The organism is Clostridium magnum DSM 2767 (assembly GCF_001623875.1).
GTDB lineage: Bacteria > Bacillota > Clostridia > Clostridiales > Clostridiaceae > Clostridium_AM > Clostridium_AM magnum.
Genome location: NZ_LWAE01000001.1, coordinates 1,050,371 through 1,069,779, shown reverse-complemented (window position 1 = coordinate 1,069,779; position 19,409 = coordinate 1,050,371). Strand labels below are relative to the sequence as shown.

Annotated in this window: 19 protein-coding genes and 1 pseudogene; 6 read left to right on the top strand and 14 right to left on the bottom strand. The window is 31.5% G+C overall.

What is annotated here, in order from left to right:
- Positions 1–85 precede the first annotated feature (85 nt).
- The 3 genes from CLMAG_RS05155 (at position 86) to CLMAG_RS05145 (ending at position 4,772) form a co-directional block, all read left to right on the top strand.
- Positions 86–1,816: an ABC transporter ATP-binding protein gene (locus tag CLMAG_RS05155; RefSeq protein WP_066618854.1), complete on the top strand. Its 1,731-nt coding sequence runs from the start codon at positions 86–88 to the stop codon at positions 1,814–1,816.
- Positions 1,810–3,657 carry an ABC transporter ATP-binding protein gene (locus tag CLMAG_RS05150; protein WP_066618851.1) on the top strand — a complete coding sequence of 616 codons (1,848 nt, stop codon included), beginning with the start codon at positions 1,810–1,812 and terminating at the stop codon, positions 3,655–3,657. The genes CLMAG_RS05155 and CLMAG_RS05150 overlap by 7 nt, the downstream gene beginning before the upstream one ends.
- Before the next feature lie 119 nt (positions 3,658–3,776).
- Complete coding sequence (locus CLMAG_RS05145; protein WP_082831802.1) at positions 3,777–4,772, top strand: AI-2E family transporter; 996 nt, start codon at positions 3,777–3,779, stop codon at positions 4,770–4,772.
- A 196-nt stretch (positions 4,773–4,968) separates the two neighbouring features.
- On the opposite strand, the gene CLMAG_RS05140 is transcribed toward CLMAG_RS05145, so the two are convergent.
- From CLMAG_RS05140 to CLMAG_RS05130, 3 genes are all read right to left on the bottom strand, one after another.
- Complete coding sequence (locus tag CLMAG_RS05140) at positions 4,969–5,502, bottom strand: GNAT family N-acetyltransferase (protein WP_066618846.1); 534 nt, start codon at positions 5,500–5,502, stop codon at positions 4,969–4,971.
- Between the two features lie 170 nt (positions 5,503–5,672).
- The gene (locus tag CLMAG_RS05135; RefSeq protein WP_066618843.1) at positions 5,673–6,989 is read right to left on the bottom strand and encodes a sensor histidine kinase; all 1,317 of its coding nucleotides are present in this window, start codon (positions 6,987–6,989) and stop codon (positions 5,673–5,675) included.
- Positions 6,982–7,671 carry a response regulator transcription factor gene (locus CLMAG_RS05130; RefSeq protein ID WP_066618840.1) on the bottom strand — a complete coding sequence of 230 codons (690 nt, stop codon included), beginning with the start codon at positions 7,669–7,671 and terminating at the stop codon, positions 6,982–6,984. Before CLMAG_RS05130 ends, CLMAG_RS05135 begins: the two co-directional genes overlap by 8 nt.
- A gap of 161 nt (positions 7,672–7,832) precedes the next feature.
- Here CLMAG_RS05130 and CLMAG_RS05125 point away from each other — a divergent pair, with 161 nt between their 5' ends.
- Together CLMAG_RS05125 and CLMAG_RS05120 are read left to right on the top strand one after the other, a co-directional pair.
- Positions 7,833–8,543, top strand: a complete 711-nt coding sequence (locus tag CLMAG_RS05125; protein WP_066618837.1) for a TVP38/TMEM64 family protein — start codon at positions 7,833–7,835, stop codon at positions 8,541–8,543.
- A gap of 14 nt (positions 8,544–8,557) precedes the next feature.
- Complete coding sequence (locus CLMAG_RS05120) at positions 8,558–9,079, top strand: CDP-alcohol phosphatidyltransferase family protein (protein ID WP_066618826.1); 522 nt, start codon at positions 8,558–8,560, stop codon at positions 9,077–9,079.
- 754 nt (positions 9,080–9,833) lie between these two features.
- Here the strand turns inward: CLMAG_RS05120 and CLMAG_RS05115 are convergent.
- The 7 genes from CLMAG_RS05115 to CLMAG_RS30570 all read right to left on the bottom strand — a co-directional run bounded on the left by CLMAG_RS05115 (position 9,834) and on the right by CLMAG_RS30570 (position 12,963).
- Positions 9,834–10,097, bottom strand: a complete 264-nt coding sequence (locus CLMAG_RS05115; protein WP_066618823.1) for a hypothetical protein — start codon at positions 10,095–10,097, stop codon at positions 9,834–9,836.
- Positions 10,098–10,156: 59 nt separating this feature from the next.
- Complete coding sequence (locus CLMAG_RS05110; protein WP_066618819.1) at positions 10,157–10,651, bottom strand: hypothetical protein; 495 nt, start codon at positions 10,649–10,651, stop codon at positions 10,157–10,159.
- Between the two features lie 100 nt (positions 10,652–10,751).
- Positions 10,752–10,964: a MerR family transcriptional regulator gene (locus CLMAG_RS05105; protein ID WP_066618815.1), complete on the bottom strand. Its 213-nt coding sequence runs from the start codon at positions 10,962–10,964 to the stop codon at positions 10,752–10,754.
- 25 nt (positions 10,965–10,989) lie between these two features.
- Entirely contained in the window at positions 10,990–11,163 is a 174-nt protein-coding gene (locus tag CLMAG_RS30575; protein ID WP_341420084.1) for a helix-turn-helix transcriptional regulator, read from the bottom strand.
- Positions 11,164–11,193: 30 nt separating this feature from the next.
- Positions 11,194–11,466: a P-loop NTPase family protein gene (locus CLMAG_RS31475; protein ID WP_242872928.1), complete on the bottom strand. Its 273-nt coding sequence runs from the start codon at positions 11,464–11,466 to the stop codon at positions 11,194–11,196.
- A 76-nt stretch (positions 11,467–11,542) separates the two neighbouring features.
- Positions 11,543–12,712 carry a conserved phage C-terminal domain-containing protein gene (locus CLMAG_RS31470; protein ID WP_139264166.1) on the bottom strand — a complete coding sequence of 390 codons (1,170 nt, stop codon included), beginning with the start codon at positions 12,710–12,712 and terminating at the stop codon, positions 11,543–11,545.
- Between the two features lie 20 nt (positions 12,713–12,732).
- Positions 12,733–12,963: a transcriptional regulator gene (locus tag CLMAG_RS30570; protein WP_073393125.1), complete on the bottom strand. Its 231-nt coding sequence runs from the start codon at positions 12,961–12,963 to the stop codon at positions 12,733–12,735.
- A 38-nt stretch (positions 12,964–13,001) separates the two neighbouring features.
- Between CLMAG_RS30570 and CLMAG_RS05095 the strand changes: the two are divergent.
- A pseudogene (locus CLMAG_RS05095) lies at positions 13,002–14,140 on the top strand (tyrosine-type recombinase/integrase).
- A 221-nt stretch (positions 14,141–14,361) separates the two neighbouring features.
- Here CLMAG_RS05095 and CLMAG_RS05090 read toward each other — a convergent pair.
- The 4 genes from CLMAG_RS05090 to CLMAG_RS05075 form a co-directional block, all read right to left on the bottom strand.
- Complete coding sequence (locus tag CLMAG_RS05090) at positions 14,362–15,894, bottom strand: metallophosphoesterase family protein (protein WP_066618812.1); 1,533 nt, start codon at positions 15,892–15,894, stop codon at positions 14,362–14,364.
- Between the two features lie 208 nt (positions 15,895–16,102).
- The gene (locus CLMAG_RS05085; protein WP_066618809.1) at positions 16,103–16,609 is read right to left on the bottom strand and encodes a hypothetical protein; all 507 of its coding nucleotides are present in this window, start codon (positions 16,607–16,609) and stop codon (positions 16,103–16,105) included.
- 79 nt (positions 16,610–16,688) lie between these two features.
- The gene (locus tag CLMAG_RS05080) at positions 16,689–17,936 is read right to left on the bottom strand and encodes a metallophosphoesterase family protein (protein ID WP_066618806.1); all 1,248 of its coding nucleotides are present in this window, start codon (positions 17,934–17,936) and stop codon (positions 16,689–16,691) included.
- Positions 17,937–17,942: 6 nt separating this feature from the next.
- The gene (locus tag CLMAG_RS05075; protein ID WP_066618800.1) at positions 17,943–19,364 is read right to left on the bottom strand and encodes a hypothetical protein; all 1,422 of its coding nucleotides are present in this window, start codon (positions 19,362–19,364) and stop codon (positions 17,943–17,945) included.
- Positions 19,365–19,409: the final 45 nt, after the last annotated feature.

Genomic DNA, 19,409 nt, shown 5'->3' with positions numbered 1-19,409 from the left:
TATTGCGAAAAGTATTGACTGTCAAGTTACTGGACAGTTTATGATAAGGTCTATAAATAAAAATCACAAGTAAAGGGAGAATTTTATGTTAAAGTTATTTAAACATTTTAAAGTTAATAAAATACTTTTGACTTCGCTATTTATAATTATACTCTTAAAAACTGTAGGTATATTATATCTTCCAACACTGACTGCACGCATAATAAATACTGGAGTAATAAAAGGTGATATATCTCACGTATTAAAAACTGGTGGAGTGATGATAGCTGTTGCTATATTTACTGGAGTACTAGCAATACTTTCTACGTACTTTTCTGCAAACTTGTCCTCTACACTTTCAAGGGATATTAGAAATAAACTCTTTTCACATGTGCAAAAATTATCCATACATGATTTTAAGGCTTTTTCTACTTCTTCCTTAATTACAAGATGTACAAGTGATGTGAATCAACTTGAAAATACAGTAAATATGTTTTTTGAAATGATTGTTCCAGTGCCATTTATAACCTTAATAGGAATGCTCCTTGCCTTGTCTAAAGACATCTATATGGCACTTGTAATATGTGTAACAGGAGCTGCCTTTATAATATTTAATGTAATTATAAGCAAAAAAATTATGAATCTATCACTTAGTATGCAAACAAAGCTGGATAAAATAAACTCCCAAATTCTCCAGTATATAAGTGGAATAAGAGTTATCCGTGCTTTTAATCGTGATAAACATGAAAATAGATTGTTAAATGAAACCTTCACAAGTTATGCTGATGTTAATATCAAAATGAATAAAATATTAGCTGTAGCTATGCCAGGAATAATGGTTATAATGAACCTTTGTGCCGTAGCTATTTTATGGTTTGGATCAATCAGAATAAGTAATGGAAAGATGCTGCTTGGTGATATTATGGCTGTTATTGAATATTCAATAATAATATTTGTTTATTTAGTAATGGCTGTAATTGTACTGCTTAATGTTCCACGTGCCAGTGTGTGCTCAAAACGTATATTAGAAGTATTAGAATATGAGCCTGAAATAGTAGATGAAAAAACAACCGAGTCTATTCCAAAGGGTAGAAAAACTTTGGAATTTAGAAATGTCACCTTTTCCTATAGGGATGCTGAAAAACCTGTTTTAAATAATATTAGCTTCCTGTGTCAAAGTGGTAAAACTACTGCAATTATAGGGGCTACTGGTTCAGGTAAAAGCACTATTGGTAAATTAATACCAAGATTACATGAAATACAGGGTGGAGAAATTTTGATTAATGGTATTAATATAAGAGAGTTTTCTCAAGAGAATTTAAGGGATATGATAAGTTTTTCACCTCAAAAATCATTTCTCTTTAGTGGAACCATAGCTAATAATATAAGGCATGGTAAAAAGGATGCAACTATGAAGGAAATTAAAAATGCAGCTAAAATAGCTCAAGCAGATAACTTTATCTCAGAATTAAATGGTGATTATAATTCCTTTGTAGCGCAAGGTGGCAGTAACTTTTCAGGCGGACAAAGACAGCGAATATGTATAGCAAGAACCTTAGTTAAGAAAAGCGATATATATGTATTTGATGACAGTTTTTCTGCCTTAGACTATAAAACAGATGCAAAGTTAAGAGAAGCTCTAAAGTCAATAGTAAAAGATTCAATTGTCATAACTATTGCTCAAAGGATAAGTACAATAATGGAAGCAGATCAGATTATAGTTTTAGAGGAAGGTAAAATAGTTGGAATAGGAACCCACAGTGAATTGGTTAAAAATTGTCCTATTTATATAAAAATAGCTAAGTCACAATTAAGTGAGGAGGAACTGGCATGCTAAATGAAGAAAAGTCAACAGAGGCAGTGTCTTTTGATACTGAAATGTCAGTAGAAAAAGCCAAGGACGCAAAAAAAACTTTAAAGAGATTGATAAAGTTGCTTTTTAATCAAAAGCAGAAAATAATCATTGTACTCTTCTTCGCTGTTGTTAGTTTAGTATTTACAATGACTGCCCCTTTGATCTTTAGTAAAGCCATTAATGTTATCTATGAAGGAATAAAAAATGTATCACTTTCTGGTGTTTTCAACATAAAATTTGATGTTATAAAAGAGCTTTCATTGCTGCTTATAGCTATATATTTACTATCTTCCTTATCAAACTTTATACAGCAGCATGTAATGGCCGCTGTAGCTCAAACTCTGGTATTAAACATAAGGAAAGACATAAGTGAAAAACTCTCAAGAATTCCTTTAAAGTATTATGATACTCATAAAAAAGGTGAAATTTTAAGTAAAATATCAAATGATCTGGAAAAAGTATCAGACACTTTACAATCAGGAATGATGCAATTTATTACAGCCGTACTTACAATTATAGGTTCTGTCATCCTGATGTTTTCAATAAATTGGATATTAACATTGATAGCCTTTTTAACTATTATATTAGGGGTTGCAGCTACCTCCATAATTGGAAAAAAGAGCATTAAATATTTTACAAACAGACAAGAATCCTTAGGAAGATTTAATGGACAAATAGAAGAATATTTTACTGGCCAAATGATAATAAAAACCTTTAACATGGAAGAAGAAGCCACAAAAACTGTTGAAACATCAAATAGTAAATTATATTCTGATGAAAAAAAAGCTCAATTTATTACCTTTGCTATAAATCCTTTAATTCGTTTAATGAATCAAATAGGATACGTATTAGTAGCAGCACTTGGTGCCATTTTCGTTATTCAAGGTAGATTATCAATAGGTCTAATACAAGCCTTTTTCCAATATGTAGATCAAGCATCAGAGCCACTAACTGAAGCAGCATATATTTTAAATTCACTGCAGGCAGCTATTGCTTCCCTAGAGCGTGTATTTGAAATTTTGGATGAAGAAGAGGAAACACCAGATGCTGCAAATTATAAAACTATATCAAATCCAAAAGGTAATATAAGCTTTGAAGATGTAAAATTTGGATATGGAAAAGAACTTATACTCACTGGCATAGATTTAGAGGTAAAAGCAGGTCAAAAGGTTGCTATAGTTGGACCAACCGGTGCAGGAAAAACTACCTTAATAAATTTACTTATGCGCTTTTATGAATTGAATGGTGGAAAAATTAAAATTGATGGCATTGATATAACTAAACTCAAAAGAGGTCACTTACGTTCTTTATTTGGAATGGTGTTACAGGATTCCTGGCTTTTTGATGGAAGTATTAAAGATAATATTTCCTACAGCAGAGAAGCTTCTACTACTTCAGAAGCTCACCAAGCTGCCAAACTTGCAAGCGCTGATTATTTCATAAGAACCCTTCCTCATGGTTATGACACAGTTATAAATGATGAAAATTCTTCAATTTCTCAAGGACAAAAACAGCTTTTATGCATTGCCCGCGCTATTTTAGCGAATCCTTGTATTTTAATACTTGATGAAGCAACTTCAAGTGTAGATACTCGTACAGAATTGGAAATACAAAATGCTATGGATAACCTAATGAGGGGAAGAACAAGTTTCATAATAGCACACAGATTATCTACTATTAAAAATGCAGATAAAATATTGGTTATGGACAAAGGTAATATTGTTGAACAAGGAAGCCATGATGAATTATTGGCTAAGAATGGTTTATATAGTGATATATATAATAGTCAATTTGCTAGAAGTATTACTGCAAAAGCTTTATAGTGCTACAGCACATTTTTAAGATATCTTAAGATTTATCATAGTTTAATCTTAAGATATTTTTATTAAAATAAATTTAATTCATTCAATATTAAATTATCTGCTAAAGAGGAGGAATTTCTTTGGAAATAAATAAACAAATATTAAAAAACGCAGCTGAATATATACTTTTAGGGTTAATTATCTACCTTATGAGAGATTTATTCAATTTAGTTCTTTTCACTTTTTTATTTTCTTATATAATTTACAATTTACAAAAGTTTATAGTAAATAAAACACATATACATAAGGCTATAATAACAATTTTCTTGTATTTTATTATAATTGGGCTAATAGGGTTTTTCATATATAAATATATTCCTGAAATCATAAAGGAAACTCAAATAATATTTAAAGAAATATCCAAGATTACTTTGCCTGATAGATGGGCAATATATGTAAATTCTTTAACAGAACAAATTGATATAGCAAAGTCTTATGATAAATTTATGAATACAATATTAAGTATTGGCAAAAATGTAGTACAAGGCAGCTTGAATGTATTTATTTCTCTAATGTTAAGTATGTTTTTTGTTTTAGACAAAGAAAAAATAGTAAGATTTGTACATAAATTTAAAACAAGTAAAATATCTTGTGTTTATAATCATTTTGAGTATTTTGGAACAAATTTTTTAAATTCCTTTGGTAAAGTAATACAGGCTCAATTTTTAATAGCTTTAGTAAACAGCCTTCTTTCTGTAATCTTTCTATGGATTATGAACTTCCCTCAATTGATGGGGTTAGGATTTATGATATTTATATTAAGCTTTATACCTGTTGCAGGAACTGTAGTATCTTTAATACCACTTTCTCTGATAGCCTTTAACATTGGTGGATTAATTAAAGTAGTGTCTGTAATTATAATGATTGCACTAATCCATTGTTTAGAGAGTTATATATTGAATCCAAAACTAATGTCAGACAAAACATCACTACCTATATTTTTTATATTTATCATACTAATTGTTGGAAAACACTTCATGGGAGTATGGGGCCTATTGCTTGGTATACCGTTATTCATTTTTATTCTAGACATTTTAAATGTTAAAATATCAGATATATCTAAAAAGTCAATTTAAAATTATAGTTTAAAACAGAAGAATAGAATCTTATACTTTTATGATTCTATTCTTTTATTATTCAGTTTAATAAAATAAACCGCTATATTTAAGAATAATGCTGAAAATATAGTATTTTAAAAGGACCAATAAATCAGTCCTTTTAGTTCGTTATTTATTAAAAACTTTTCATCAAATCTATTCGATAACTTGGAATTTATTGAAGAGTTCTGTTCATATTTTTTTCAAATCTAAAGAAATAATCACCTTCATCAGCTGCCATTCCGCCTACAGTCTCTGGCATATTTGGATCTCGGTGGAGTGGGTTATAAAACTCAACAATGTGAAAACCACATTTATTGACATAGAAATGAATGTTCCTCTTTTCAAAATACGGTGTACATGTTTCCCATACCTTTGTTTCAGGGTGTAAATTTTCTATTGCCTTCCAAAGTGCCTGCCCAACGCCAGTTCCTTGACAACCAACTTTAACAAAAAGAAAATCCAAATGATTATGATATGTTTCGTTATCAACAGTTATGACTGTTCCACCGGAAACCTCACCGTTAACAATTGCCTGATACGCTTCAGCACCATTGGCATTGAGTGAATCATCTATGTCCTTTTCTGGTAAAATTAATTCATCGGATGACCCGCATTCCGTTTCGTATCCATATTGAAATGCCTCTTGCATGTCTCGTTTAAACATTGCAATGTTTTCTACTTTAAGTGGAACCAATGTAAGTTTCATATTCATCACCTCATAAATTACTATTTGTCGTTCACCATATATTACGGTTACGAATCTCTTCCTTTTTTAATTATTCATAAATAACGTCAATTATTAGACATTATTTACCATTTTATTTCATCTTGAATTTCTCTTGTCATTGATCCTAAAATTAACTCTGCTTATCCACTTCACGACTTTATAGGTAAGCTAATTTGCACAAAGAAGATATTCTTCTGTTTTTCAACAGTAATTTGCCCATTATGTCTTTCTATAATTTTTTTACATGTTTTCAGACCTATTCCTGTGCTGTTTACTGCTTTTAAGTTATTATTTATTTTATTTTCAATATAAATAGTTACTAACTGATTTTGTATATAATATTTGACTTTAATTGGCACCATTTTATCTGCATATTTAGTAATATTAGAAAAAATATTATCAAAAACTCTGCGTATTGAAATCAAATTTACTTCTATACAAAAAGTTGTATTACATGAATCTATTTGAAAATTAAATCCATTGTCTTCTAATATAAAAATTTGTTCCCCCACTAATTGTTCTAAAAGTTCATTTCCATCAAAGGCTTCCAGTTCTAGATTATCATCATTAGTATTAAACACTGTAAAGTATTCAAATAGTTTGTCCGAAAGATATTTAATTTGATATGCTTTTTCTCTGCTATTATGAATATACTGTCTTAAATTTTCATCTGTCTTATACTTTTTGTATTCTATGATATCTAAATATCCTACCAATGCGGTAAGAGGTGTTCTTAAATCATGTGACATTGCAGTAATCAACTCACTATTAGCTAAATAAGCCTTATTTTCACTATCTAATTGTTCGATAAAGGATTTTCTCATCTCATTAATGCCTTGAGCCAAAGAAGCAAGTTCATCTTTTCCACTAATGGTAATTTCATGACTTAAATTACCACCTTCTAATATCTTTAATTCATTCTCAAGTATTTCTATGTATGTAGTCTTTCTTTTTATAAAAATCAACATAATTACTATAAAACATAAAAAAGCAATTACACCATCAAAAATACTTACAATGTAATAATATTTATATTGAAAAAAGCACTCCATATACATTTTTGCATCTGTGTCAGCAAATTTAATCTCATAAAGTGAACCAGTAGGCATAAATGGGTTTTCCTCAGGTTTTCCATAATAGATAGTTGAATCATTTATATCAGAGTTGTAAATTAACTGACTATCCTTGTAGATATAAAGATTCACATATTTCTCTTTGTGAACCCATTGAGTTATTTTATCATGATCATTTATTTTTAACTTATTATCTGATACATATTTAGAAAAACTGGATATAGCTTGATTTTTTTGGTTATTTATAAAATAATTCTTACTGAAGTGACTATCTAATATACTTTCCCCTATAGTTTCTAATGAAATAAAGATTATACAAGCCATTATAAATGAGAATATTATGCTTAAAATTAATTTAATTTCTAATTTTGTACATAAAAATTTCTTATTCAATCCTATACCCCTTTCCCCATATTGTTTTTATATACCTTGGATTTTGTGGATCCTTTTCTAATTTTCTTCTTAGGTTTCTTATATGTACCATAATCGTATTATTACAAGAATAAAAATATGGTTCCTTCCAAACGCTTTCATATAAATTTTGTGCTGAGAACACCTTTTTTCTATGATTTGCCATTAGTAACAGAATTTCATATTCAGTTTCTGTAAGTATGACTTCTTCATTATCTATTAACACTTCATTTGAGGTTGTATTTATAGTCAATTCTTCTATATTAATATTTTCATTTGGGCTAACCTTCTCTTTTCCTTTATATACATAATACCTTCTAAGTAATGCCTTAACCCTTGAAACAAGTTCTGTATAGGAAAATGGTTTAGATAGATAATCATCACATCCTGATGAAAATCCCATACATTTATCTGAGTCTTGTGTTTTAGCAGTTAAAAGTAGAATAGGCGCACTTGTTTTTTCACGGATTTCTATACATGCTTTAAATCCAGATTTTACAGGCATCATTATATCAAGTATGATTAAGTCTATATTTTCATTAACTTTAACTACAGCATCTTCGCCATCTACAGCTTCTATTATGTTGTAGCCCTCACTTTCTAATAAAACACGGACTATCTCTCTTATTTCTTCGTTATCATCTGCAATCAAAATATTCTTCATATTATTTTACCTCCATTTCATTATTAGTATATATTGCAATAAGTTTAAAATCTATATTATTTAAATGAATTAAGAATTCTTAAGATTTATTATATCTGAATCTTAAGATATTCCTAATAAAATGTTAAATAACACAATGTGTAGGGAAGGATAAAACAATTATGAATAAATTTAGAAAAAACTTACTTTGTAAAACATTACTGGTTTTATTAGGTGCCTTTACAGCTATAATGCTGGTAAAATATTTACCCATTATTCTTGAATTGACTATGTCACTTGATAAATTCAGAAGTTATATAGTTTCTTTAAAAGGTTTAGGCTCTATTGTATTCATTGCATTTCAAGTACTTCAAACAGTGATTGCTCCAATTCCTGGAGAAATAATTCAGGTTGCTGGTGGATATATTTATGGAGTACCCTTAGGTCTAATCTACTCAATAGCTGGTATGCTGCTTGGAGCTATTATAGCCTTTTATTTTACCCGAATGATAGGTAGCTCTTTTGTAGAAAAGCTGCTAAATAAAGAAAACTCTCAATGGATGAAAGATATTATGGATAGCAAAAAATTTTCTATCATTTTATTCATTGTTTTCTTAGTTCCTGGATTACCAAAAGATTTTTTGATATATGTTGCAGGATTAACCCCTATAAGACCTTTAAGGTTTTTTGGAATCTTACTTGTTAGCAGATTTCCATGGCTTTTAGCATCTGTAAGCATTGGATCCAATCTTCATTATAGAAACTATACATCAACAATAATAGTATCCTTACTGGCTTTAATATCTTTTATTTTAGGGATGCTGTACAAAGATAAACTTATAAACAAACTTTCATATAGTAAGGATTCTCAAGAATCTTACAAAATTAACTAAAGGAGTGGTTACACATGTTAAAAACGTCTATACCTAATTTACTTTCACTTGTTAATTTATCGTTAGGAGTTCTCTCCATAATGGAGACTTTTAATCAAAATTACCTTTGTGCTTCGATTTTAATAATTATCTCAGCCCTCATAGACATATATAATGTTAGAATTTCTAAGTTTTTAAATCTAAATAGTAGCCTTGGAAAAGAATTAGATTCTTTAGCAGATTTGGTTTCTTTTGGAGTTGCACCAGCTCTTCTAATATTTATAAAGTACTATTTTTTCAATCTTGAATATGTAGAACTATTAGGAACTTGTCTTATGTTAACATATATTATGAGGGGCTGCTACAAATTGGCCAAGTATAATTTAGATGAATCTACTGAGAAATTTACCGGGGTCTCCATAACAGCTGCAGGTTGTGCTATTGCGCTTTTTTCATTAGTTACACCTAATAATAATCTTTTTATGTTTCTATCAATTGTTTTAGTAGTGCTTCTTTCTTATCTTCTAGAATCAAAACTTAAGATTAAAAAAATATAAACTAGTTAAAGCTAACACAAAACCATTTCCTATATATTGTGGGAGCAATGTCATACTACAGAAGTTTGTAAAGACTTATCTTCAAGGTGACGGGGTATATACTGTTGTTAAAAAAATTAAGGGCAAGGTTAGGATTAGTAGCAACTGCTTCACTTTGCAAGTTTAAATAAAGCTTCTCTTAGTGCACTTCAATATTTTTGTACTATTGCTGGTGTAGCTTCAGACACTTAAAAAGTAATCGTATTAATGCCGTAGTTTATAACTCACAAGTGGTGCGGAAACTTGCTTCTTAATCATGTGATATTCTTTATTAGAAAGAACTTGCCAAAAAAACATTATTATTATATTAACCTATCCGTGCTATTTTGATGCAAATCTGCAGTAGCCTTCTATTATAATTATACGAGGCATTGAGGAATTGTGGAAACTACAAAATATTTCGATTTTAATTTATTTATTGTAGATTTAAATGCCGTATCTTACATTAGATAACGCAATACTGGATTATATTTTAAATTAATCGTCAGGATAGTAGGTTTAGCAACAGGTTCAATTTTTATTTTTAAGAGATAAATTGAAATCTACAACTTTCTCTGTTAATATCCCAATTACGTTATAAAATTATAGTAATCTTATCGTGGCAATAAAACCTGTATTCATTGTTTAGAATATAGGTTTTATTTAGTCATAACAAGTTACTGTTATGCGGCTACATAAGAAAGATACGACATATTATTTTACTATAGTAATTTAATTAATCTATTATGTTCGTTGGAAACTCCCATATTATTTGAGAAGTATTATATTCTATCTCATTTGGTACTAAAACAAAAACATCAATATCAACATTTAAAAAACAAGATAATAGAAGTAGCCCTTTAACTTGTTTTTTTCTGAGTCTATCTCCTGTATCAGTTCGCTTTACTTCAACAAACTTTAGTTCAGTTAAATCTGGTTTGTAAACTAACATATCAGTTTCTTCAAATGGAGCTTTTTTAAGATCTCTAAGTGGAAACATGGTAGAATATAATTTTCTTGCCGAGTCATATTTTTCACTGCCAAAGTACTTCTTAAGAACTATCTCACCTTACTTCCATCTGAGAGTTCAACTGTACCACCATCTACTACTCTAGATACTATTACTTCTTTAAAATTAAGCTTTGCTAAAGCATTAGATTTATCTTGCTGTGCTACTTGCTTTTTTCCTTCCTCAGCCTTCTTTGTATCTTCTGCTTTTTTAATTTCTTCCGTCTTCTTTACAGCCTGATCTTTTTGCTGTTGTTCTATTTTTGCTTTTTCAGCAGTTAGCTTTTGCTGCTCAGCTGTTTGTGGATTTGTATTAAAGAATCCTATACCAATTAATAATATGAATGCCAAGCCAGAAGTAATTAAGCCTTTAACTACCTTATTCCACGACTTGAATCTCTCACTTTTGGTATAGAGATAAAGTCCTAAACATAATGACCCAAATATAAGTAAAATACCTGCTAACTTAGGTGAGATAACCAACAAAATAATAAATAGAATGATACCTACTGGAATTGCTACTATCTTATTCTTTAAGAATTTCATTTTGCTCCCTCCCGCTTTTATTATATGAATAAGTACTTTATTATAAACATTCTATTGAGAATACATATTGTAAAAAAGAAGAGCTGTAAACTCTTCTTCACTAATCCCCCTCAATAAATCTAAATCTAGAGTTCCCGCTCTTTATCCAATTAATCAACTCACACCTAGGCACCCTTTTAGGTGCTATTCTAAGTATTTTAAAGTGCTTTTTATAAATTATTTGATAAGCAGCATTTAGTTCTATCCTTAAAACCTGCGCCATTTCCTTTATTGTTAATAATGCTGGTAGCTCTTTCATTTGTTTTTCTGTCATAATATTTTCTCCTCCGATTTCTCTCTTAAATATTCTTAAAAAATATTTCTTCTATAGTTGTTTTAAAAAACTCAGCTATCTTTGCTGTTTCATCAATAGTAAAGCTTCTCTGACCATTTTCTTTGCGGCTGTATTCAGATACTGTCATATTTAAAAACTTGGCCATTGTTTGCTGCTTTACATTATTTTTCATTCTTATGGTCTTTACTCCACTATTTACCCCATGAATTTATCCTCCGAAAAGCTCTTTTATAAATCTATCTGTCTTTTCTTTTCCCTGAATTTTTCTTATATCCTTTCCTGTGTTTTTTATAAAGCTGCACATACTAGCGAGCCTACTGTAGGTTCTGTCATCATACCTTTCTTTCAGCTCTTCAATAGTAATATTGGTTGTTATAATAACAGGAAGGTTCATGCTGTTTCTTTTATCTATGATTTGATAAATCATAGCCCTTGTCCACTTGTTGTCTTCTTCGGTTCCAAGATCATCAATGATAAGCAAATCCGCATTTTCTAGAGTATTAAGTACTGTAAAAATACCTTCATCTCCCCAGGTTATTTTACTTCTACCTATTCTTTCAGTAAGAGCTATAGCTCCAACACATATAACTGGAACTAGCTTTTACTAAGTCATTGGCTATACAAGCGGAAAAGTAAGTTTTACCGTTACCAGGTTCCCCGTATATGAGCATTCCCTTATTCTCTGTTTTCATCTGTGGAAACTTTGCTATATACTTCTTGGCAATATTATATAAATTCTCGTTTCCTAGTTGATGATTCCAGTTTTCCAAAGTGCATTCTCTAAAACTCTTATTCATCATACTGTTGGAAATTATCTGTTTAAGCCTGATCTGTTTTTGCTTATTCATATCCACCATCTGCTGCCTTTCATAGGCTTCTCTTCTGCATCTACAGGCTCTAGGATATACCCTAGTTCCAAAGGACATTTTTACAGCAATACCCACAGCTTCACCACATACTTCACACTTTGGTATAACATAGTTATTATTACACGCTGAATCCAATTCCGTCTTCTTGGACCTCTTTAGTACCTGATTCAGTGCTTCCATCCTTTGTTCTCCTCTATTCCTTTGATTTAAATAACCTTCAAACTTTGGGCCAAATAAAGTTTGAGGCCTTAAGTATTTTTCCATATTGGTATTCATCCACTCAGAAGCTTTATTGTCTATTACTTTACAAAAGTCACCTAAAGAAAACCCTTCGTTTACCCTGGCTTTTATAAGCTGCTTTGTCTTCCTGTTTGAAGCTTTGTATTTTGTACCTGCTGCTTTATTTAAATAATCTATAACTTGACTATATATATTATTATTTTTAATAGATTTATCTTTTAATAGATTAATCTTTTGTTCAGGATTATAATCCGAGGGCTTCGGATTATAATCCGGCCCAATTGGTATAGAATCTGATAATAAACTTAAATATTTACTCCCAATATTGTAGTAAGAATATACACCTTTACTTTTTATAGTTCTGTGTTTTAATATTTCGACTTCAGCCATATTTTTAAATCTTCTATAAATGCTGTCCTTCTTCAAATTTAGCATTGGAAGTTCTTTCATTATGCCCTCATATTTAAGCCAGTAATACAGATCCCCTTCTATTGTTTCCTTTACCATAGTGCCGCTGTCTTTAAAATCAACAAAATATCTAAGCAGTACTGCATCTATTACATCTAATCCAAATTCCATTAATTTAGCTTGATTGTAGCCTAGTATAGTAAACTTCATGGAATCACTCCCTTTGAGTATTAATAAATTGATGCCTCATTTTGGAATGTTAGTTCTTTTATATTCTCTAAATCCGACAGATCTTTCCCACTGTACTCTTTTAAAAATTCTAACAGAGTTGGCTTTGTTACTTTAATCCTTCCCAGCTTAAGAGCTGTCAAAAGTCCTTTTCTGATCAAATCATACACAGCATTTTTACATAATAAATACAGCTTTAATATCTTAATCAAAACTATAATGCAAATTTTCATAAAACTAATTTATAGAATAACTAAAGGAGAGATGCCTTATGCAAGGTGGAGTACGAAAAAGAGGTAACATTTGGTACTATTATTTTGACCTTGGAAAAGTTAATGGAAAAAGAAATAAAGTTGAAAAGAAAGTCGGTAGAACTAAGAAAGAGGCAGAAACAGCTCTTCGAAAAGCTCTACATGAATTTGACAGTTGTGGTTCTATACTAAATGAGAGTGATATTAGTATTGCTGATTATTTTGATTACTGGTACAACGAATATGTGCTTATAAATTGCAAGTATAATACTCAGATAAACTACAATCGAATTATAAATAATCATATAAAACCTGCTCTTGGAATATATAAACTTAAATCATTATCACCATCTGTACTACAAGAATTTTGAATAAGAAATATAGAAATGGCTTTACTAAAAATGCCTTATCAGGTTTTTACGGAGTGCTTTCAGGCGCTCTAAGAATGGCGGTATATCCTTATGAACTTATAAAAGAAAATCCTATGCAATATGTATCTATGCCTAAGTACAATGATACAAAAAAGGATAAGGATGATTTAAAAGTAGTTTCATTGGAATGCTTTAATAAAATTATAAATAGATTTCTTCAAGGTAGTAGTTTTTATGTACCACTCCAAATTGCTTTTAATACCGGCATGAGAGCAGCCGAAGTTTGTGGTCTTACATGGGATTGTGTAGACCTAAATAATAAAACTATTACTATCGATAAAATACTTTTAAAGCAAGGAAAAGGATGGGTCTTTGGAACTCCTAAGACTAAAAGCTCCAATAGAATCATCCTTATTGGCAATACTCTTCATAACATTTTAAAACAGCATAAAAAATTTCAAACTGAAAACAAACTAAAATACGGACAATATTACACGGAAAATAATTTTGTATATAAAAATGAAAATGGTGAACCTGTAACCACTGATAGCTTAAAATATTTAAGCCGTGTAGTTAACTATGAATTACAAATATCCTTTAACTTTCATTCTTTGCGCCATACTCATGCCACTATGCTTTTAGAGTCCGGTGCCAATATAAAAGATATCCAGCACCGTTTAGGACACAGTAAACTTGCTACAACAATGGATACCTATTCCCATATTACAAATAAATTAAGACAGGATAGTGTAGACATATTAGAATCTATTGTGTCTAAAATAAAATAGTTTGCCACCCTTTAAAAAAAGCGGTGGCAAACGGGTGGCAAACAGCCAATTTTTCGTATTTAATTTACGTAAAATCGTTGATATTACTTACTTAATTTAACAACTGTCTCTATATGTGTTTTGGCAGTTAAGTGATACTGTAACGCAGAAACAATTGAGGTTAGACCCCCTTTGATTTTAGATGATCGTGTAAGTATTTTTATTTATTGCTTAGACAAATTTCATTTAGGTAAAACAGTATAGGAATAAACCACTTCTCCATTGGTATGTCCGTTTATCTCATCCTTGGTCAAAAGAGATTTAATATAGTCAACCTTTACCTGATCAACTGACACTGTAACCCTCACATGACCTGAATTAGCATATTTCACATCAGATTTATATGCATCTGCATTGTATAAAGCATAGTTTGGATCAGCAGGTTCAGGCAGCGTCTGGTAAATCACACCATCTAACTGCTGTTTTACAAATATATGATCATGTCCCTGAAAAAAGATAGTCACTCCATTTTTGGCCATCAACTGCTGAATTGGTAGTTCCCATCCTGGACGTTTCTTATCAAATTCCCACACACCTTTTTTGTTTTTACCTCCCCATTCATACTCATCCGCAATATCTGTACCTCCACGTCCAGTGCCAAGGACATGATGAGTAAAAACGAACTTATACTTAGATTTACTTTCTTCCAGTGTTTTCTTTAGCCACTGATATTGTTCATCACCAAGGGTTATACCCCACATATCAGATCTTTTTTCGCCACCTTTTAGTACATTATCCACCGGAACTGAAGAATGCCAGTATGGATCTATTACAACAAACAAAGCATCACCCCATGTCCATGAATAGTAATCTCGAAGCTGTCCAATTAAATCTACCGTTTCTTTATCTCCTGTATAGAAGTTATCTGGAGCCGGCTCAGAAAAGTAATTATTACGGGCATTTTGCCCCCACACAGCAGCATTGTTGGCTGTTCCATCTAAGACATATTTAGCTGCCTGCTCATGGTTACCGTTAACTAGAAATATTGGCGAAGAGCTTCCTACAATACCTAGAAATTTTCTTTGATTAATATAAAGTTGTTCAACTGCATTTTTGGTTATTGTCTTCATAGTATCCACACTAAAATCATCACCTATTGTCAGATAAAAATCAGGCTTGTCCTTCTGTACATTATGCATTGTCTGCAAATATAATTCTGGATTAAATTGCTGACGACGTTCTGGGTGCGAATCACCTTGTATATCAAAGGTGAAAGTACTTCCAGATGTACGTTGCGTAATAAATGAATTTTCCTTAGATGTTGCAAAGGAATCTCCTCCAACTTCACGATACCTTATACGATAGTAGTAGTGAGTATTTGATTGAAGCTTTTCAATTAATATTTCAGTAGGAATTGATGCTTCCGCTGTTATCCTTTCTGTCTGATTTTTGTACTTTTGAGGTTCTGTACCATATTCAATGTATAGTTCTATTTTTTTGACTGGAACAACATTAACTGTTATAGATGTATCCGTAGGTCTTCCTAGTACTTCAGGTGCTATAAAGTCTGGGTTTGCATTTACAATCTCAGCAGGTAGCCCCTGTGTTCCGTTTGTACCAACAGTGATCTTTTTATTTTTATTATTTTTTAATTTATCTGAAGAATAACCTAAATTTACCTCATTCGTTTTCTCTAGTGAATTAGCGTAAGATACACCTGAAATGCCAATAAACGCAATCAATATTATAACGAAACTTTTTATAGTTTTTTTCAACCTTAATCTCCTCCATTTCCATCTATATATGTTAAATAGCATTGTTTATGATGTAGTATTCCTGTTCCCAAAGCAAAATTTTTATATATTTTTTATTCTTATATACGAATAAGGGATGCTTGATATTTAAGAAAATCAATGCATCCCCTGTTACTACACAAAGAACTTCAAGAGTATTAATGCTGTATTATTTCATAAAACATCAATATTACTGTTCAGTAGTTTCTGAAGTATTTTGTTCTGTTTTCACTGATTGTTTTTCAGCCTTTGCTTCTTTTATTTTTGCTTTTGCTTCCTCAGTTGTAAGTCCTGTAATATCTATACCTAGCTTAGATGCTTTTTCTTGTAATTTTGCATTACTTACTTCTTTAAGCTTAGTTTTAATTTCTTCATCTGTAAGCCCTGTAATATCAATACCCAGCTTAGTTGCTTTCTCTTGTAATTTTGCATTACTTGCTTCTTCAAGTTTAGCTTTTGCTTCTTCATCTGTAAGCCCTGTAATGTCTACACCTAACTTAGCTGCTTTTTCTTGTAATTTTGCAGATTTCTGAGCTTGTTTTTCAGCCTTCTGCGCTTGCTTTTCCTGTTTAGCCTCTATTTTTGCAGCTTTAGCTTCCGCACCTTTAGGCGTTTTGTCAGCTGCAAAAGCTGTAGCAGCACTTCCAATACTTACAATTGTAGCAATAATAATTCCTAATACTTTTTTATTCATCATAACTAAATCGCTCCTTTTTATCTATTATTTTATTTATATATACAACCCCAAATTGATCTTTGTTTCTGTTGAACTAAATCTATTTTGGGGATACTGTATAAGAATCTGGTATGCTTTTGTTAACTTTATCCTGTAAAGAGGTTTTCACATATTCTACTACCACCTTTGCATCAGATACTACAACCCTCAAATACCCTGCAGATGGGAGAAACACTCCATCTTTATAGCTATACTTAGCTGCGTCACCAACACTGTTTCCAGGAGTTCCTGGCTGTGGCACAAGCTGATAGATAATTCCATCTAAGCTTTGTTTACCATAAAAATGATCATGTCCATGAAAAACAGCTGTCACATTGTTATCCAACATAAGCTGATGTATAGGCTTGCCCCAACCAGGGCGCATCTTGTCAAACTCATAGTTACCATTGGGACTGTACCCGCCCCATTCAAAGAATTTTGCTGCTTCAGCACCACCCCTAGCATCCTTACTATAACCTCCTACAAGATTGTGAATAAAAACAAATTTGTATTTTGCATTGCTATTTTCCAAAGCACTTTTGAACCAATCATATTGTGTCTTTCCTAGTGTATACTTCCACCCATCATCATTTCCTCTAGCCTTTTCTGTTGAATACGTAAAAGGGTCAAGAACTATAAACTGTACATCACCTTTGATAAATGAGTAATAATTTGCTGTTAACCTATTTCCAGAATATGATGCTTCGGATATATCCGGAGGAAAGTATTTCAACCGTGCATTCCTAGCCCATGCCAACATGTTATTTTGGCCATTTCGTGTATCCCATCCATTTTCACCATCATGGTTTCCAGTGACAAGGTAAAGAGGTATTGAACCCAAAGAGCCAAAATATGATTTTGCTTCAATATATCTTTGTTCTACCTCATGCTGGGTTTTTGCAAATTTCTCAGACATAAAAGTATCACCTAAATCTATAAGAAATGATGGCTTTTTTGAAACAATATTTTGCAATGTCTGTTTATAAAGGTTTATATCAGTATTTTCATCAAGGTGAGAATCAGCTTGTATTGCAAAGGAAAAACCATTCTCTGGCACACTTGTCATTGTAAGTGCTGGTGTGGCCCCTATTCCCAATGTATTTCCTATGTTATCCTTTTTTCCAGCCTTACCACTTTTCTGCCCTTGTATTTTTTTCTGATTTTCAGCACTATTAACATTACTATTCTGAGTTAAGAATTTACCTTTACTAAAGTTCATTGCTTTCACGCCATATGATCTATAGATGATATAACCAGTGCACATCAAACATATGGTAAATATGAGAATAATAAATTTATTTTTTCTCATAAATAATCACCTCGTTTTGCCAGCTTTTTTTACCTCATTATTATTTCTAAAACTTTCTGGAGCAGTTATTTGCCCTGCATTTTCTGGTACATTTCCCACACCAAACATAAAATCTGTATTTGGTATTTCAGGCATAGCTACTGGTGTTGAAAATCTGTATCCACCTTGAGGTACAACATTAAGATTTCTAAGTTTTACAAGCGCAGCCCTTTGATCTTCTGTAAGCGTTTTATTCACTGCTGAAAAACGAGAAGCATAAAGCGCAGACATCTTTCCATCTAGTTCTCCATAGCGTTCAATAAGAGAATATACCTTTTCTTTATCTATAGTTCCTCCACTCATAGCCTTACGCAATTCAGTAGCAACTTGAGTCCTAATTTGCGCTATTTCTTTAAGTGAATCACGCTGCTCATCTATTATCTCAGTTATCAAAACTCTTTGATTTGTATTAAGAATATTTAAGAATTCTTTTCCACTGTCCCCAGTAATATCTGTACTAATAAAATAATTTGGATTATTCATAGCAGGATAATCCTTCATATAAAAACCTCCAAAGTATGTCCCATGGCGCTCTGGACAAAAATATACATCTGCCTCAATGCTACCCTTATACCATGAAAACAATTCGCTTGCATAAGTCATAACTGCCACATATTCATCATTATTTATAGTCTTTTTAATGGTTTCATCCTCAGAAACTGCTGGCCATGATGAATAATTATTAAACTGCATTTTTCCCAAGTATGCTTTTTGCTCATCAGTAAGAGAATTTATTATCCCACCAACTACTACTGCACGATTATAGCTTAAATCTGCATCTGTTTTATAAAGATCGGCAGTATATTTAGAAACAGCTTCAATATTTAAACCAGTTGATCCAGCAGGGATTTTTCCTTCCAAGCTGCGCCTAAAAGCATTCATTATAGGAAAACGGTTATATGCAAAGTTTGTATAAAGTGGTGCCTGCTCTTTTGCGAGTGCCACTAGTTTTGCTTTTTGATCGTCATTTAAAATATAAAGCACATTGCTTGCAACTCTAGTAAGAAAGGTTGTGTTGTGCCCATATCCTGCCGTATCTACATCACGCATATATTGAAATCCAAAGAAATCTGCTACCTTTCCTGGCGGCATAAAGGTATCTGCTCCACTACTGCCAGTAATAAAAGCAAGTCCGCTAAATGCAATTGTAGAAAGCTGTGCATTATCACTCATTGCCTGTTCCAGAGTATATTGGCTGCTATTAGGTTTGTTTTTTTCATTTGCAGGAGGCGGATTCTTTTTTTGCATTCCATTTCCTGCCTCTTGCAGTATTTGCACATCCTTTACTTTAGCTGGTTTCTTCATTGCATTTGAGGTAGCAAATACTGTTGTTGAAATTCCACCAATTATGAGAGTGCAACTTATAATTGAAGCTAAATTCTTTTTCATTAATATATCCACCCCTTCTAAAAATTTATTTGTTTTTTTACTACT